Origin of the sequence: Rhizobium hidalgonense, assembly GCF_002914525.1 — a bacterium.
Lineage (GTDB): Bacteria > Pseudomonadota > Alphaproteobacteria > Rhizobiales > Rhizobiaceae > Rhizobium > Rhizobium hidalgonense.
On sequence record NZ_LODW01000093.1, the window covers coordinates 201,499 to 218,205 of the forward strand.

16 protein-coding genes are annotated in these 16,707 nt (G+C 62.8%); 5 read left to right on the forward strand and 11 right to left on the reverse strand.

Features of this window, described 5'->3' with window-relative positions; translation table 11 throughout:
* Nucleotides 1-108: 108 nt before the first annotated feature.
* The 3 genes from ATY29_RS28820 (at nucleotide 109) to ATY29_RS28830 (ending at nucleotide 3,165) form a co-directional block, all read left to right on the forward strand.
* Nucleotides 109-858 (forward strand): cytochrome c biogenesis CcdA family protein, encoded by a 750-nt coding sequence (locus ATY29_RS28820; RefSeq protein ID WP_003573297.1) that lies wholly within the window; start codon nucleotides 109-111, stop codon nucleotides 856-858.
* Nucleotides 859-1,039: 181 nt separating this feature from the next.
* The gene (locus ATY29_RS28825; RefSeq protein ID WP_003573299.1) at nucleotides 1,040-1,975 is read left to right on the forward strand and encodes an MBL fold metallo-hydrolase; all 936 of its coding nucleotides are present in this window, start codon (nucleotides 1,040-1,042) and stop codon (nucleotides 1,973-1,975) included.
* 230 nt (nucleotides 1,976-2,205) lie between these two features.
* A complete protein-coding gene (locus ATY29_RS28830; protein WP_097533553.1) occupies nucleotides 2,206-3,165 on the forward strand; it encodes an AEC family transporter in 960 nt (319 codons plus the stop codon).
* Here ATY29_RS28830 and ATY29_RS28835 read toward each other — a convergent pair.
* The 6 genes from ATY29_RS28835 to ATY29_RS37095 are packed head-to-tail and all read right to left on the reverse strand — an operon-like array spanning nucleotide 3,133 to nucleotide 8,555.
* A complete protein-coding gene (locus ATY29_RS28835; protein ID WP_097533555.1) occupies nucleotides 3,133-4,344 on the reverse strand; it encodes a UbiH/UbiF family hydroxylase in 1,212 nt (403 codons plus the stop codon). The genes ATY29_RS28830 and ATY29_RS28835 overlap by 33 nt on opposite strands.
* A 38-nt stretch (nucleotides 4,345-4,382) precedes the next feature.
* Nucleotides 4,383-4,895 carry a DUF934 domain-containing protein gene (locus ATY29_RS28840; RefSeq protein WP_097533557.1) on the reverse strand — a complete coding sequence of 171 codons (513 nt, stop codon included), beginning with the start codon at nucleotides 4,893-4,895 and terminating at the stop codon, nucleotides 4,383-4,385.
* A 10-nt stretch (nucleotides 4,896-4,905) separates the two neighbouring features.
* Entirely contained in the window at nucleotides 4,906-6,576 is a 1,671-nt protein-coding gene (locus ATY29_RS28845; RefSeq protein WP_097533559.1) for a nitrite/sulfite reductase, read from the reverse strand.
* Nucleotides 6,577-6,584: 8 nt separating this feature from the next.
* A complete protein-coding gene (locus ATY29_RS28850) occupies nucleotides 6,585-6,899 on the reverse strand; it encodes a DUF2849 domain-containing protein (RefSeq protein WP_003579112.1) in 315 nt (104 codons plus the stop codon).
* A gap of 2 nt (nucleotides 6,900-6,901) precedes the next feature.
* On the reverse strand, nucleotides 6,902-8,338 hold the full coding sequence (gene cysG / locus ATY29_RS28855; protein ID WP_097533611.1) for a siroheme synthase CysG: 1,437 nt from the start codon (nucleotides 8,336-8,338) through the stop codon (nucleotides 6,902-6,904).
* A complete protein-coding gene (locus tag ATY29_RS37095; protein WP_165779368.1) occupies nucleotides 8,322-8,555 on the reverse strand; it encodes a hypothetical protein in 234 nt (77 codons plus the stop codon). The genes cysG and ATY29_RS37095 overlap by 17 nt, the downstream gene beginning before the upstream one ends.
* A gap of 50 nt (nucleotides 8,556-8,605) precedes the next feature.
* Between ATY29_RS37095 and ATY29_RS28860 the strand changes: the two genes are divergently transcribed.
* Both ATY29_RS28860 and mazG read left to right on the forward strand, forming a co-directional pair.
* Nucleotides 8,606-9,193 (forward strand): nucleoside deaminase, encoded by a 588-nt coding sequence (locus ATY29_RS28860; RefSeq protein WP_097533561.1) that lies wholly within the window; start codon nucleotides 8,606-8,608, stop codon nucleotides 9,191-9,193.
* Between the two features lie 6 nt (nucleotides 9,194-9,199).
* On the forward strand, nucleotides 9,200-10,045 hold the full coding sequence (gene mazG, locus ATY29_RS28865; protein ID WP_097533563.1) for a nucleoside triphosphate pyrophosphohydrolase: 846 nt from the start codon (nucleotides 9,200-9,202) through the stop codon (nucleotides 10,043-10,045).
* Between the two features lie 179 nt (nucleotides 10,046-10,224).
* Here mazG and hflX read toward each other — a convergent pair whose 3' ends face one another.
* The 5 genes from hflX to ATY29_RS28890 all read right to left on the reverse strand — a co-directional run bounded on the left by hflX (nucleotide 10,225) and on the right by ATY29_RS28890 (nucleotide 16,534).
* The gene (gene hflX / locus ATY29_RS28870) at nucleotides 10,225-11,550 is read right to left on the reverse strand and encodes a GTPase HflX (protein WP_025416118.1); all 1,326 of its coding nucleotides are present in this window, start codon (nucleotides 11,548-11,550) and stop codon (nucleotides 10,225-10,227) included.
* A gap of 77 nt (nucleotides 11,551-11,627) precedes the next feature.
* Nucleotides 11,628-11,870: an RNA chaperone Hfq gene (gene hfq, locus ATY29_RS28875; RefSeq protein ID WP_003539403.1), complete on the reverse strand. Its 243-nt coding sequence runs from the start codon at nucleotides 11,868-11,870 to the stop codon at nucleotides 11,628-11,630.
* A 111-nt stretch (nucleotides 11,871-11,981) separates the two neighbouring features.
* Complete coding sequence (locus ATY29_RS28880; RefSeq protein ID WP_003573312.1) at nucleotides 11,982-12,845, reverse strand: D-amino-acid transaminase; 864 nt, start codon at nucleotides 12,843-12,845, stop codon at nucleotides 11,982-11,984.
* Nucleotides 12,846-12,909: 64 nt separating this feature from the next.
* Nucleotides 12,910-14,274: a nitrogen assimilation response regulator NtrX gene (gene ntrX, locus ATY29_RS28885; RefSeq protein ID WP_003573313.1), complete on the reverse strand. Its 1,365-nt coding sequence runs from the start codon at nucleotides 14,272-14,274 to the stop codon at nucleotides 12,910-12,912.
* The gene (locus ATY29_RS28890) at nucleotides 14,264-16,534 is read right to left on the reverse strand and encodes a sensor histidine kinase NtrY-like (protein WP_003573314.1); all 2,271 of its coding nucleotides are present in this window, start codon (nucleotides 16,532-16,534) and stop codon (nucleotides 14,264-14,266) included. Before ATY29_RS28890 ends, ntrX begins: the two co-directional genes overlap by 11 nt.
* Nucleotides 16,535-16,707: the final 173 nt, after the last annotated feature.

Genomic DNA, 16,707 nt, shown 5'->3' on the forward strand with positions numbered 1-16,707 from the left:
ATTTCTTGCGGGGCGCAAGACACATATCTTGCGCGCGCGAAAAGGTGATTGGCAATGCCGGACCTGCAAAGCTAGGAACATCACGCAGATAGCAGCCGGAGAGAATGTGTGTCGATTGCCGATATTTCCCTGTGGAGCGCATTGATAGCCGGGGCGCTTTCCTTTCTGTCGCCTTGCGTGCTTCCCCTCGTCCCGCCCTATCTCTGCTACATGGCCGGCATTTCAGTCGAGCAGTTCCGCGGCGGTGGTGCCGTTGCGGTCGCGCCCGATGTCCGGCGTGGCGTGCTGTTCTCGGCACTGCTCTTCACGCTCGGCTTTGCCACGGTCTTCGTGGCGCTCGGCGCCGGGGCTTCCAGCATCGGCATGGCGCTTCGCCAGCATCTCGATCTTCTCTCCAAGATCGGCGGGCTGATCATTATCGTCATGGGGCTGAATTTCCTCGGCGTCTTCCGATTGGGCCTGCTTGCCCGCGAGGCGCGCTTCCAGGGCGGCGGCAAGCCGGCGACGCTGACGGGGGCCTATATTATGGGCCTTGCCTTCGCCTTCGGCTGGACGCCCTGCATCGGCCCCGTGCTCGGCGCGATCCTCGGTGTCGCCGCCTCGCGCGAGACGGTCGGCTCCGGCGCCGGACTGCTTGCTGTCTATTCGCTCGGCCTTGCCATCCCCTTCTGGATCGCCGCCGGCTTTTCCGGCGCCTTCATGCGCTTCCTGTCGCGCTTCCGCCGCCATCTCGGCACGGTGGAAAAGGTGATGGGTGTCTTCCTCGTGCTGACCGGCCTTGCCTTCCTGTTTGGATGGGTCAGCGATGTGGCCATCTGGTTTCAGCAGACCTTCCCGGTCCTGATGCAGATCGGCTAGTTCAGGCGCGACTGGTCGATCGATCCGGTTCCCGCAACCTGAATGACAGACCTATGCGGTGGTATAGCTCGCCCTGTCCTTGGCCCTACCAGGCCTATCCCTCGACCCAATCGACCGAAAACAGGCCTCCCTGTAGCGTCGTCGGTGCCGTGCTTAAGGCGGCGGTCAGAAGGAGACGAACATGAACCTTGAGACAAAGATGAGCCTGGAAAACACCGCACACCCCGGCAGACATCGGCTCGACGAGTTGGTTCCGTCGCGCTACGCGCTTAATATCGGCGATATCGAGGTGCTGGTGGTCAGCGATGGAGTGCTACCGCTCCCAACCGCGATGCTGGGACACAACATCGATCCCGCCGTCCGAGCGACCTGGCTGAAAGACATGTTCCTGCCGCCGGACGCTTTGGATTGGGCGCTGAACGTCGTCGTGGTGCGCAGCGGCGAGCAGATCATACTTCTCGACGCCGGGCTGGGGATCGACCCCGACCTGCACCTGCCGCGGGCCGGACAGTTGATCAAGCGACTGGGGGCCGCCGGCATTGATCTTGCTTCGGTGACCGACGTGGTGCTGACCCACATGCACATGGACCACATTGGCGGGCTGCTCGTCGACGGGGTGAAGGACCAGTTGCGTCCGGACCTGCGGATCCACGTGGCGGCGGCCGAGGTCAAGTTCTGGGAGGCGCCCGATTTCTCCCGGGTCTCCATGCCGCCGGGGTTTCCGGACGCGCTTCGGGCGGCCGCAAAGCGGTTCGCCAAAGAGTATAGCAGCCATCTCAGGCTGTTCGACGAGGAGTACGAGGTGGCGCCTGGTGTGGTCGTCCATCGCACCGGCGGACACACCCCCGGGCACAGCGTGATCCGCCTGGCGTCCGGCGGCGACCGGCTGATGTTTGCCGGCGATGCCGTGTTCGCTGTCGGGTTTGAACACCCCGACTGGTTCAATGGCTTCGAACACGACCCCGAGGAGGCGGTCCGCGTTCGGGTCCGTCTTCTGCGGGAACTGGCGGAGACCGGCGAGCAACTGGTGGCCACTCACCTGCCGTTCCCGTCTGTCGGCCGGGTGGCGGTCGATGGCGACGCCTTTCGCTGGGTGGCGGCCTTCTGGGATTACTGATCGATCGCTTATTGGTTTGGGGTCGTAGAGCGTGTACTCATCGCGTGAATGAGTCCACGCTCTACTGGTTTGTTTGTTGAGCAATTTTCGGACGAAAAACCGCTACACACTTTTGCTGGAATTGCTCTTGTTTCTGCGCAATTCCGGACGAAAAACCGCTACACACTTTTGCTGGAATTGCTTAAGTCAGATCCTGACCCGCCGATCATCCCAGCGCTCTGGAAGCCCTCTTGGCCGATATCGTCAGCCTGCTACTGCCGTTCTTCGGCCTGATCCTGATCGGTTTCATCGCCGCCAAGGCGACGAAGCAGCCGGCCGAGGCGCTCGGCTGGCTGAACACCTTCATCATCTATGCCGCCCTGCCCGCTCTGTTCTTCAAGCTGGTCTCGCGCACGCCGATCGAAGAGCTGACGCGCGTCGATTTCATCGTCACCGATATCGCCGCGACCTATGCGGTCTTCATCCTGCTGTTTGCCGTCGGCCGCGTGCTGCGCGGCAATTCGCTTGCCGACTGCACCATCCAGTCCTTTGCCGGCGCCTACGGCAATATCGGTTATATGGGGCCGGGCCTGGCGCTGCTCGCACTCGGCGAAGGTGCCGCCGTGCCGGTGGCGCTGATCATCTGCTTCGAGAATGCGCTGCATTTCATCGTGGCGCCGGCGCTGATGGCGGCAGCCGGCGACGACAAGCGTTCACCCGGCCGGCTTGCCGCCGATATCGCCCGCAAGGTCGCGCTGCATCCCTTCATTCTATCGACGGCGGCAGGCTTTGCGGTCGCCGCCCTTGATATCGATCAACCGCTGGCGTTCCAGCGCCTGGTCGATTACCTCGCCCAGGCCGCGGCTCCCTGCGCGCTTTTCGCCATGGGCGTGACGCTGGCTTTGCGGCCGCTGAAGCGGGCGGCTGAGATTTCCTATATCGTGCCGGCGAAGCTGATCCTGCATCCGATCGCGGTCTTCATCGCACTGACGGCCGTCGGTGGTTTCGATCCGGTCTGGATCCAGGCCGCCGTGCTGCTCGCCTGCCTCCCGACGGCGACCAACGTCTTCGTCATCGGCCAGCAATATGGCGTCTGGCAGGAGCGCGCCTCGGCGACGATCCTGATCACCACGGTGCTGTCGGTGGCAAGCGTTTCGCTCTGGCTGATCGCGATCCGCTCAGGCCTTCTTCCGTTTCAGCTTCTCCCTTAGGGCATCCGGAATATCGCGGAAGCCGCGACCCGGCTCGATGCCCTCGCGCATGACGATGCTGCGCAGGGGCGGAAGGGCCGCAAGGATGTGCAGGCCGGCGGCACGCAGCATCTGAACGGGGAGGAAATCCGAGAGCAGCGAGCGGTTGAGAAGATCGACACTGGCCGTGCGCGTCATGATGTCGGCGCGGCGCTTGCGGTCGAAGCTGTCGCCGGCATCGGCCGGCACCGGCAATTCGGCCCGGTCGCAGAGGATATCGGCAAGCGCCATGATATCGCGCAGGCTGAGGTTCAGCCCCTGCGCGCCAATCGGCGGGAAGACATGGGCGGCTTCGCCGATCAACGCGATTCGTCCCTTGCCGAAACGATGTGCCATCATGCCTGACAACGGCCAGACCTGGACGCCTTCCTCGATGCTCACTTTGCCGAGCATAGACTGCATCTGCGCCTCGACGAGACGCCCAAGTTCAGGGAGCGGCAATGCCATGCGACTCGCCGCCTCAGCGGGATCCTGCACCCAGACCAGGCTGGAACGGCCACCCGGCAGCGGCACTTGGGTAAAGGGGCCGTGTTTGGTGTGGAATTCGCTCGATATGTTCTGGTGCGGCAGCGAATGGGCGAAATTCAGCACCATGGCCGATTGAGGATAGGACCATTTGCGGGTGTCGATTGCTGCCGTCTCGCGCAGCTTCGAGCCGCGGCCGTCGGCACCGACGGCAAAATCGGCCGTTACCGTCTCGCCGTTGGCGAGCGTGATCGAGACGGCTTCATTCGAAATCGCGATCGATTCGGCCATCTCGGTCAAGCGGGTGATATTGCCCTCGCCGGCCGCCGCCGTTTCGAGGATCTCGGTCAGAGCCTTGTTGGGAAAATTATAGCCGAAGGCATCGAGGCCGACTTCGGCGGCGCGAAAGGTCGTGGTCGGCGCGCGCAACAGCCGGTCGGTGCCGTCGATGATGCGCATGCTGCTGAGAGGAGCGGCGGCCGGGCGCAGTTTTTCCCAAAGCGTCAGGCGATCGAGGAAGCGGATCGACTGATCCATCAGCGCCGTGGTGCGCCGGTCCTCCTTTGCGGCAACGGGTGCCACCAGCGCCACGCTGCGGCCGCCACGGGCGAGCGCGATTGCAGCGATCATGCCGGCGAGACCGCCACCGATCACCGCGACTTCGAATGTCTTCATGCTATCATTCCGCCATCGTAAAAAGGCGGACCGGTCGCTTATGCGGCCGGCTTCGCCTGACGGCGCCAACTATAGCCCTTGCCGGCTTCGGCGTCACGCACCGCCGGCTGATAATGATGGGGAATGGCCGGAAGACGGTTTTCAGCAAGCCGCTTCAGCGCCGTGGCGTTGGTCACGGAAAAACTGTCGATGCCGACACGCAGCATCAGCGGCACCTGATCGATCAGCACGTCGCCGACAGCACGCAGTTCGCTGGTGTAACCAAGGCGCTGCCGCAGCAGCGAGGCATGGCTGAAGGCGCGGCCGTCATTGAAGGCCGGAAAGGCGACGGCAATAATTTCAAGGCGATCGAGGTAAGGCTCCAGCCGGCGCACGTCGTCGGCCGGTTTGATCAGCACGCCGAGGCCGACATCGTTGCTTTCATCGGCCCTGGCGAGCAGCTCGTCGAGGCTAAGCAGCGGCTTCTGCTCACCGGTCGCCTTCACCTCTTCCGTCTCGATCACCCAGGGATCGTTTTCGACAAAACCGGTTTCTCTCCAGATCTTCGTCATCATCCCCTCCTTATGCCGCTTCCGCCGCCGAGCCGTAGAGCGCAGTCTTGAAAGGCTGCGGACCGACGCGGCGATAGGTGGCAAGGAAGATCTCTGACGGATCGAGGCGCAGGCCGAGATAGGTGTCGACGATCGTCTCGATCGCATCGGTCACCCGGTCCGGCTCGAAGCCGCGGCCGATGATCTCGCCGATCGAGGTATGTTGGTCGCCGGAACCGCCGAGCGTGATCTGATAGAGTTCGGCCCCCTTCTTCTCGACACCGAGCAGGCCGATATGGCCGACATGGTGGTGGCCGCAGGCATTGATGCAGCCGGAGATCTTGATCTTCAGTTCGCCGATCTCGGCCTGGCGCTCGGCACTGCCGAAACGGCGGGAGATTTCCTGCGCCAGCGGAATGGAGCGCGCATTGGCGAGCGCGCAATAGTCGAGCCCCGGACAGGCAATGATATCGGTGATCAGGCCGGCATTGGCTTCGGCCAGATTGATAGCCACGAGGCCGCGATAGACCGCTTCGAGATCGGCCAGCGCCACATGCGGCAGGATCAGGTTCTGCTCGTGGCTGACGCGGATTTCGTCGAAGGCATATTCCTCGGCGAGATCGGCGATCGCATCCATCTGCGCATCGGTAGCGTCGCCCGGAATACCGCCGATCGGCTTCAGCGAGATCGTCACCATGCCGTAATCGGGATTCTTGTGCGGCTGCACGTTCTGCTGGACCCAGCGGGCGAAGCCTGCGTCGGCCTTCTTCCAGCGCGCGAGATTTTCCCAGCCCTCAGCGCGCTCAGGCAAATCAGGCAGGGCAAAATAGCTGGCGATCGCCTCCACGTCCTTTTCCGGCAGTTTCAGTTCGGTATCTTTCAGCGCGGCGAATTCGGCTTCCACCTGGCGCGTCAGTTCCTCGGCGCCGGTTTCGTGCACGAGGATCTTGATGCGCGCCTTGTACTTGTTGTCGCGGCGGCCGTGCAGATTGTACACGCGCACGATAGCGGTTGTGTAGGAGAGCAGGTCTTCCTCGGGCAGGAAGTCGCGGATCAGCTTGGCGATCATCGGCGTACGGCCCTGGCCGCCGCCGACATAGACGGCAAAGCCGATCTCGCCCTTGTCGTTCGTCTTCAAATGCAGGCCGATATCATGGACCTGAATCGCAGCGCGGTCGCGCTCGGCGCCGGTGACGGCGATCTTGAACTTACGCGGCAGGAAGGAGAATTCCGGGTGGACCGACGACCACTGGCGCAGGATTTCGGCATAGGGTCTGGGATCGGCGACCTCATCGGCGGCAGCGCCGGCAAAGTGATCGGCCGTCACATTTCTGATGCAGTTGCCCGAGGTCTGCAGCGCATGCATCTCGACACTTGCGAGGTCGGCCAGCGCATCGGGGATTTCCGAGAGCTTCGGCCAGTTGAACTGCAGGTTCTGGCGCGTGGTGAAGTGACCATAACCGCGGTCATAGGTGCGGGCGATATGGGCGAGCATGCGCATCTGGCGCGCGCTCAGCGTGCCATAGGGAATGGCGATGCGCAGCATATAGGCATGCAGCTGCAGGTAAACGCCGTTCATCAGGCGCAGCGGCTTGAACGCATCCTCGGCGAGCTCGCCGGCAAGGCGACGCTGAACCTGATCGCGGAACTGCTCGACGCGCTCGGTGACAAAGGCATGGTCAAATTCGTCGTAACGGTACATCGTCTTCCTCAGACTGCAATGAATTCGGGATCGGCAGGAGCGTAGCCCGGTGCGTATTCCATGGTCGGGCCCTGGGCGCGGATGCGCTCGCGCAGGCGGAGCGGCCAGAGAATACCGTCGGTTTCCTGAACGTCGACGACGGCGACGTCAACCACCTCGTTATCGGCATAGGATTTCTTGCCGATCGCCTCCAACGCCTCAACGGCTTCGTTGTGACGAGCGACAAGCGCCTCCTGCAGCGAGGTGGACCATTTCCCGTTCGCATCCAGCCAGACGGCAATGCCGTCCGTCAGCCGGTTGGCCGTCAGAACCTTGTCACCCATATTCAGCTCCTTGCAAGTTCCTCGAGCCGGGCGTTGGCACGCACCAGCGGCTCGGACAGTTCGAAATTGGCGCCGGCGACCGCATCGCCGATAATGACCATGACCGGCCCGGTCAATTCGTCGCGATGTTGCAAATCGGGCAGATCGGCAAGCGTGCCATGCAGCAGGCGGCGCTCGGCGCGGCTGGCATTTTCGATGACGGCGACGGTGGTCTCGGCGGGAATGCCCGCCTGCATCAGCCGCTCAGCGACGGAGGCAGCAACCGTGCGGCCCATATAGACAGCGATCGTCGCGCCGGAGACCGCAAGACTTGCCCAATCGGGCAGCACGTCGCCGGTCAGATCATGGCCGGTGGTGAAAACAAGCGAGGAGGCGACGCCGCGCAGCGTCAGCGGCAGCTCGAAATCGGCGGCGGCGGCGAAGGCCGAGGTGATGCCGGGCACGACCTCATAGGTGATGCCGGCGGCGCGCAATGCCGCCATCTCTTCGCCTGCCCGGCCATAGACCAGCGGATCACCTGATTTCAGCCGCACGACGCGCCTGCCCTGACGGCCGAGATCGACCAGCAGCTCGTTGATCTCTTCCTGCGACTTGGAATGACAGCCTTTGCGCTTGCCGACCGAAAGCCGTTCGGCATCGCGGCGCCCCATATCGACGATCGCCTGCGGCACGAGGGCATCATAGACGATGACATCGGCCTCCATCATCACGCGCTGGGCGCGCAGCGTCAGCAGATCCTCGGCACCCGGACCGGCGCCAACCAGCCAGACATGGCCGGCGACCTTGTCCATCGAGCGCAGCAGCCGGTCGGCGGCATGCTGGGCCTGCGGCAGGTTGCCGTTGGCGACCGCATCGGCAACGGGACCGGAGAAGAAGCGGCGCCAGAAGACGCGGCGGGAGACGCCGCGCGGCACTAGCTGCTCGACGGATTTGCGATAGCTCGTCGCCAGGCCAGCAAGCCGGCCGAGCGAGGGCGAAAGAAGCTGATCGATCTGCGCACGGATCATCTGGGCCAGAACCGGCCCCGCCCCTTCGGTGCCGATCGCAACGGCGATCGGGGCGCGATTGACCAGCGCCGGCGTGAAGAAATCGCAGTAGTCGGGCTGATCGACGGCATTGGCCGGAATTCCGGCAGCGCGGGCGGCATCGACAATCTCGCGGTCGTCGGCTTCATTGCCGGTGGCAGCGAAGACGAGTGCTGCCGTTTCCACCTGCTCGGCGGAGAAGGCAGCGCGCACGGTCTCGATGCGGTTGGCAATCAGGAAGGCGTGGTAATCGGCTTCGGGCCGGACGGCATAGGCGATGATCCGCGCTCGTGTGTTGAGAAGCAGCCGCACCTTGGCGAAAGCTTCGTCGCCATTGCCGAAGACAGCCGTCTTCTGGCCTTCCACGCGAAAGAAGGCGGGAAATACCGAAAGCTGTTCAGTCTTGGAAGGCATCATCAATCCACTTCGAAGTTGCCAGAATATGCCCTTGATCGACAAGGGATTGAAGGAACAGAAATTCGAAAGTCCCAATACGCGCGTATTCTTTTGCTCGCGTCATCAATGATTTGAGAAAAGTCACCCATGCTGACCGAAACAGCACAGGTGAGCGCATTTGCTGCAGCGCACTGTAAAGCCTGTGATAAACGGCGTCTACCGGCGTTTGGCGCATTTCGCTCGCGCCGCCAAGACGATAGACTGCGGGGAAAACCGGAGATGCCAATGCCTGACGAGACCATCGCCGCCCGCCTGCTTTCGGTCATGGAAGAGGATATCCTGCCGCTCACCGAGCGCGGCGTTTCGCTTGGCAATAAGGTGTTCGGCGCGGCGATCCTGCGCAAATCCGATCTTTCGCTCGTCGTCGCCGAGACCAACAACGAGTTGGAGAATCCGCTCTGGCATGGCGAGGTGCACACGCTGAAGCGCTTCTACGAGCTTGGCGACAAGCCGGCGACCAAGGATTTGATTTTCCTGTCGACGCACGAACCCTGCACCATGTGCATGTCGGCGATCACCTGGGCGGGCTTCGATAATTTCTACTACTTCTTCAGTCACGAGGATTCCCGCGATGCCTTCGCCATTCCGCACGACCTGAAGATCCTGAAGGAGGTCTTCGGGCTTGAACCGGGCGGCTATCGCAGGCAAAACGCCTTCTGGAACAGTTTTGCCATCGCCGATCTGGTCGAGACCGAAGAGGCTCCGCTGAAGACGGCGTTGAAGGCGCAGACCGCCCGCATCAAGGCGCGCTACGACGCACTGTCTTCCAGCTATCAGTCGTCGAAGAGCGCCAACGATATTCCGCTTAATTGAGGCACCATGGAACCTTCAAAAGACATTTCGCGGCTGATCGAGATCATGGCGGCGCTGCGCCATCCCGAGACCGGCTGCCCTTGGGACATCGTGCAGAATTTCGAGACGATCAAGCCCTATACGATCGAGGAGGCCTATGAGGTCTCCGACGCGATCGAGCGCGGCGATATGGACGATCTCTGCGACGAGCTGGGCGACCTGCTGCTGCAGGTGGTCTTCCATGCCCGCATGGCCGAGGAGGCCGGCGAATTCTCCTTCGGCGACGTGGTCAACGCCATCACCACCAAGATGATCAGGCGCCACCCGCATGTCTTTGCCCGCTCGGACGCCGATACGCCCGACGCCGTCAAGATCCAGTGGGACGAGATCAAGCAGGCGGAAAAACGCGAGCGCACCGAGCGGCGAGCGCGGCGCGGGATCACCGAGGATTTCAAGGGCGGCTTTCTCGGCTCGGTGCAGCGCAGTTTCCCGGCCCTGACAGAAGCGCTGAAGCTGCAGGAACGCGCCGCCAAGGTCGGCTTCGACTGGTCGGCGCCCGAGCCGATCCTCGACAAGATCGAGGAAGAGATCGGCGAATTACGGGTGGCGCTGAGAGACGGCGACCGGGCGAAAGTCAGCGACGAACTCGGCGATTTGATCTTCGCGGTCGTCAATATCGGCCGGCATGTGAAGGCTGATCCGGAACAGGCCGTGCGCGGAACGAATACGAAATTCAGGCGTCGATTCAATCATATCGAGCATGTTCTTGATGCGGAAGGCGAGACGCTTGAGGCGGCTAGTCTCGAACGCATGGAAGAGATCTGGCAGGCAGCGAAGGCGATCGAACGAGCTGTGACGGCCGGGGCCGAATGAGTTGACACCTGCGGCTTCGTGCGGATGCTGCCCCTCACCCTAACCCTCTCCCCGTAAACGGGTAGAGGGGACGTGCCAAATTCAACGTCGAGATTGAGGAGGCCGGGCTGGCATATCCCTTCTCCCCGCAAGCAGGGAGAAGATGGCGGCAGCCGGATGAGGGGCTGGCCGCGCCGAACTTACCGCTCCCAATCCTCTTTCGCAGGCTTCGGCCCGATGCCGATGCGGCGTTCGAGTTCGGCGGCTTCGGTTTCGGACAGCCGCAGTTCCAGCGTGATCGAGCCGTCCTCATTATCCTCGCGGGCGTCGACGATGGCGTGATCGTAGAGCCAGGGCAGCAGCGCCAGCTTGTCGACGGGAAGGCGGATCGTCGTTTCGGTCATCACGCCGGAGAGGCGGCGGCTGATTTCGTCCATCAGCGTATCAACACCCTCGCCGCTGACGGCGGAAACCGCCACCACGTTGCTGGCGCCTGATGATTTCTGCACCATGGCGTCGTGGACCTCCGGCTCCAGCCGGTCGATCTTGTTCCAGACCTCGATCAGCCGTTTGTCGGCTTCGGCCTCGTCGATGCCGAGGTCGTTCAGGATGCGCATCACGTCGGAGCTCTGCGCCTGGTTGTCGGCATCGGACATGTCGCGGACATGCAGAATGAGATCGGCTTCCAGCACCTCTTCCAAGGTCGCGCGGAAGGCGGCCACCAGATGGGTCGGCAGGTCGGAGATGAAGCCGACGGTGTCGGACAGGATGACCGTGCGGCCGTGCGGCAGCTTCATGCGCCGAAGCGTCGGGTCGAGCGTGGCAAAGAGCATGTCTTCGGCCAGCACGCCGGCGCCGGTGATGCGGTTGAACAGCGTCGACTTGCCGGCATTGGTATAGCCGACGAGTGCTACGATCGGGTGCGGCACCTTGCGGCGCTTGGCGCGATGCAGTTGGCGGGTGCGCACGACCTGCTCCAACTCGCGTTCGAGCTTGATGATGCGGTCCTGCAGCATCCGCCGGTCGGCCTCGATCTGGGTTTCGCCGGGGCCGCCCATGAAGCCGCCGCCGCCGCGCTGGCGTTCAAGGTGGGTCCAGCTTCTGACCAGCCGGCCTTTCTGATAATTCAGGTGGGCGAGATCGACCTGCAGCGTGCCTTCCTTGGTGGAGGCGCGGCGGCCGAAGATTTCGAGGATCAGGCCCGTCCGGTCGATGACCTTGGCGTTCCATTCCTTTTCGAGATTGCGCTGCTGCACCGGCGTCAGCGGATGATCGACGATGACGAGACCGGAATCGCGCTCGTTGAGCAGCGCCTTGATCTCCTCGATCTTGCCGGTGCCGAGCAGCGTCGCCGGTCTCGGGTCGTTGACTGGCACGACCTGGCCATTGACCACATCGAGATCGATCGCCAGGGCAAGCCCGGTCGCCTCTTCGAGCCGGCTTTCCGGCGTGCGGGTCGAGGCCGATTCGCTCTGGCCGCCGCGGCTGCGCGACTTCAGAACCGGCACGACGACAGTCGCGCGCATGTCGTCCCTGTGCTTGGCGGCCTCAGGGATGATCGAATCGTTCTTGGTATCGCGTGTCGAAATGACGGCTGATCCTGTTAGGACGCTGCTTCTTCGCTCTCGAACATCTGCATCGGCTGGCCCGGCATGATCGTCGAGATCGCATGCTTATACACGAGCTGCGAATGGCCGTCACGGCGAAGAAGAACACAGAAATTGTCAAAAGACGTAACAACGCCCGTGAGTTTCACGCCGTTGATCAAAAAGATTGTCAGGGAAATCTTTTGCTTGCGAACAGTATTAAGAAATAAGTCCTGCAGATTCTGAGAACGTTCCGCCATCGCGCCGCTTCTTTCTTTATTGCCGACCCGATCTGGCCGGTAGAATACCAATCAACCTCTCCATGCAAGACCGGCGGCACCCTCATTCCACCTGTCCAGCAAATCTTGGTATCAAATCGCAATCTTTTCCGCAACGTCGAAAAAGGCCTCGCGGACTTTCTGCGAAACGCTGCCCGGATGGCCGTTGGCGATGGCCTGGCCGTCGACGGAAACGACCGGAAAACAAATACTTGTTGCTGCGGTGAGGAAGACCTCGCGAGCAGTGAGCATCTCGGAAACGGAGAAATTCCGCTCCGCGATCTTCAAGCCCAGCCTGGCTGCGACATCCATCAGCGTGGTGCGGGTAATGCCGCGCAGGATGCCGTGTTCGGCCGGGCGGGTGACCAGCGTTCCATCGGGATCGACGATCCAGACATTGGTCGCCGCCCCTTCCTTCACCATGCCGTCGGCGTCGACATAGATCGCCTCCTGGGCGCCCGCCTCCTTGGCCTGCTGGCGGGCCATGGCATTCGGCAGCAGGCCGATGGATTTGATGTCGACGCGGTCCCAGCGATTGTCGGCAACGGTAATCGCCCTGATGCCGTTGGCATTCTTGGCGGCAATGATTTTGGGATCGGTGCTCTTGGCGGTGATCACGAGTGAAGGCGGCGTGCCCTCGGCCGGAAAGACATGATCGCGCCGCGCGACACCGCGCGTCACTTGCAGATAGAAAAGCCCGTCGCGCACGTGGTTGCGGCGCAGCGTCTGGCGAATGACTTGGGTCAGCGCCGCCCGGCCCATCGGCCAGGTAATGCGCAACTCGCTGAGCGAACGGTCGAGACGGTTCAGATGGCGGGTGAGATCGACGATATAGCCGTGGCGGACCTCGCAGACCTCATAAACGCCGTCGGCGAACTGGTAACCGCGATCCTCGATATGCACGCTGGCATCGGAATGCTTGACGTAGCGGCCGTTCACATAGGCAATTCTCGGCATGGGAAACCTGGTCTTCGGAAAGCGATAAGGGAATGCGGCGGGGCAATGGCCCCGCCGGAAAGGATCAGACGCCGAGCGACTTCAGCTTGCGGTGCAGTGCCGAACGCTCCATGCCGACGAATTCGGCGGTGCGCGAGATATTGCCGCCGAAGCGGTTGATCTGGGCGATCAGATAGTCCTTCTCGAACATCTCGCGGGCTTCGCGCAGCGGCAGCGTCATGATGTGATAATCGTTCTTGGCCGACACCTTCGGCAGCATGTCGCCGAGGTCGGTCGGCAGCATGTCGGCAGTGATCGGCGCATCCGGCCCATCGGTGCGGGCCAGAATCATCAGCCGCTCGATATTGTTGCGCAGCTGGCGGATGTTGCCCGGCCAGTCATGTGCCTGCAGTACGGCCATGGCGTCGTCGCCGATGCGGCGCGGACGGATGCCGGCCTGCTCGGAAATCTGGCGCATCAGTTGGTCGACGAGGAAGGGAATGTCTTCGCGCCGCTCGGCAAGTGCGGGCACACGCACCGGTACGACGGCGAGGCGATGATAGAGATCCTCGCGGAACCATCCCTCGGTGATGCGGCTCTCGAGATTATAGGCGGTCGAAGAGATGATCCGGACATCGACTTTGACGCGCTTGGAACCGCCGACGCGCTCGAACTGCTGATCGACCAGGACGCGGAGAATCTTGTTCTGCGTCTCGCGCGGCATCTCGCCGACTTCGTCGAGATAGAGGATGCCGCGATGGGCTTCCTCGAGCGCGCCGATCTTGCGCGCCTGGCCGGGCGTGCCCTCGGTGCCGAACAGCGCCACCTCCATGCGATCGGGCGTGATGTTGGCAGCGTTGATCGCCACGAAGGGGCCGTTGGCGCGAGCCGACTTCTTGTGGATCATCCGCGCCACGAGTTCCTTGCCGGAGCCGGATGCGCCGAGGATCATGATGCGGCTGTTGGTCGGCGAGACCTTCTCGATCGTCTGGCGCAGCTGCGACACGGCGACCGATGTGCCGATCAGTTCCAGTGCGTCGCCGGTGCGGCGCTTCAGCTCGGAGACTTCGCGCTTCAGCTTGGAATTTTCAAGCGCCCTTTCGGCAATCAGGATCAGCCGGTCGGCCTTGAAGGGCTTCTCGATGAAATCGAAGGCGCCGCGCTTGATCGCCGAGACGGCGGTCTCGATATTGCCATGGCCTGAGATCATCACCACGGGCAGATCCGGATGACGGGTCTTGATCTCGTCGAGCAGCGACAGGCCATCGAGCTTGCTGCCCTGCATCCAAATATCGAGGAAGATCAGCCGCGGCACGCGGTCGGAGATCGCCGCCAGTGCGCTGTCGCTGTCATGGGCCGTGCGCGTTTCGTGTCCCTCGTCGGAGAGGATGCCGGAAACGATCTCGCGAATATCGTGCTCGTCGTCGACGACGAGAATATCAGAGGCCATAAACGCTTTCCTTGTCATTGGCTGCGGGAGCGGAGGGCGTCGGATCCCGGCGTGGCAGATGCACGCGGATCATGGCCCCTCTTCCCCGATCAAAATCGGCGGGCGCATCGTGCAGCTCGAGCTGCCCGCCATGTTCCTCGATGATCTTCTTGACGATGGCGAGACCGAGACCGGTGCCCTTCTCGCGCATCGTCATATAAGGCTCCAGAATGCTGTGGCGGTTCTCCACCGGCAGGCCGCGGCCATTGTCGATGACATCGACGGTGAAGCGGTCGCGGCCGGCATCGAAGGCGGCGCGAACGAGAATCTTGCGTTCGTCCCGTTCGTCGCTCGGAACGGCTTCGATCGCTTCCACGGCATTCTTGATTAGATTTCCGAAAGCCTGGCCGAGCATGCGGCTATCGAACAGGCCCTCCAGCGGCTGCTCGCCGAAATCCTGCGCAAAGCTGACGTGATGATTGCCCATCTCGCGCAGGAAGATTGCGTCGCGCAGAATATCGCGCAGGTCGCTCGGTTCCTTGGTCGGCTTCGGCATGCGGGCGAAGGCGGAGAATTCGTCGACCATGCGGCCGATATCGCCGACCTGGCGGATGATCGTCTCGGTGCATTGGTCGAAGACGGTGCGGTCGGCCTGGTCGATCTGCTTGCCGTAACGCCGCTGGATGCGCTCGGCGGAAAGCTGGATCGGCGTCAGCGGGTTCTTGATCTCATGAGCGATGCGTCTTGCGACGTCGCCCCAGGCGGTCGAGCGCTGGGCGATGACGAGGTCGGTGATGTCGTCGAGCGTAATCACATAGGATTCGCTCATATCGCGCACTTCCTCGCGGGTGACCTGCACGCTTAGCGTCCTGACCGTGCCGCCGCGCACCAGCGCGATCTGCTTGCGGAAATCGCCGCGATGACGTGACGCCGCCTCGGTCAGCACCTGATCGACCTCAGGGGCGATGTCGGCCAGTTGCTTGCCGAGCATCTCGTCGGCTGACAGCGACATCAGCGTCTCGGCCGAACTGTTGACGATGGCGATGCGGCGGTCCTGCTCGACGCCGATGACGGCGGCGGTAACACCCGACAGCACCGCTTCGATGAAGCGGCGGCGGTCATCGACCTCGTCCTTTGCCTCGAGGATCTCGTCGCGCTGCGTGCGGATTTCCGAGATCATCTTGTTGAAGGTGCGCGACAGATTGGCGACGTCGCCATCGACGGAATGCACCGGCACGACGATATCCATATTGCCCGATGCCACGCTGTCGGCCGCCGTGATCAAGAGCCGGATCGGCCGGACAATGCGGTCGGCCACCGCGATCGCCGTCCAGATCGCTGCGAGCAGCACGATCAGCGCGAAGCCGATGTAGAGCACGGCGAAAGCGATCTGCAACGAGAAGCGGTTGGCTTCCATCGATCGATATTCGGTGGCGTTCTCCTCCATCATGCGCATGGCGCCCATGACCTTGGGATCGACGGCGCGCACCGTATAGAGGAAGGTGCCCGGGATGGCGTCGAGCTTGATGATGGCGCCGACGAGGTTGGTGACGCCGGGCGGAATCAGCGTCGGCTGGCCGGCCGCGGCCTTCTCGAGCGCGTCCTGCGGGATTGCCGGCAACGGCTTTTCGGTGGTGATGTCGGCCTGGACGACGACCGAACCGTCGCGCTCGACGAGGAAGGAGCCGAGCAGGCCGCGGCCCCTCGCCTGGCGCGTCATCAGGTCGGCAAAGCCCGTCCTGTCGAGGCTGTAAAGCGCGCGGTTGCGCTCCAGGTCGTTGGCCATGGAAACCGTCTGCCCCTGCAGATAGCTGGCGTTTTCCATCATATAGGCCTGGCCGATATTGCGCGACGAGCTGACGATCGACTGGGTGCGCAATGCAAACCAGCGGTCGAGGCCGGCGTTGAGCGTGATGCTGGCGAAGATAGCGACGAGGATCGCCGGCGTGATCGCGACGATCGAGAACAGCACGACGATGCGGATATGCAGGCGGGCGGCTGCCCGGCCGCGGGTCCGCGCCTTAAGCAGCCTTGCCACCTCGCGGGCGATCAGCGCCAGCAGCGTCAGGACGAAGAAGGAATTGACGATTACCGAGGTGATGACGACATGCGACGTCGGCGCGATCGGTGTAAGGCCGAGCAGCACAAACAGGGTCGCGGTGGCGCAGAGGAGCGCGCCGCCGGCAAGCACCAGGCCGGGCACGGCGAAAAGGGCGCGCCGATCGGTCACCGTGGTCACCGCCTCGCCCGCCGCCGGCGGCGATACCCCATCCTGCGTCATTCGGCCTCTCTTCAGACGGCACCCGCCGCCCTCGCCATCCGATCGAAACCAAAGAACGCCGGCTTAAAAAGCCAGCGCTGCAACGACTCGATCGGGAGCGAATGTCCAAAACCCTGCGTGACCTTTAAGCAACGCATTGTGGCGAAAATGCAACGCACCCGGTCACATTGTCA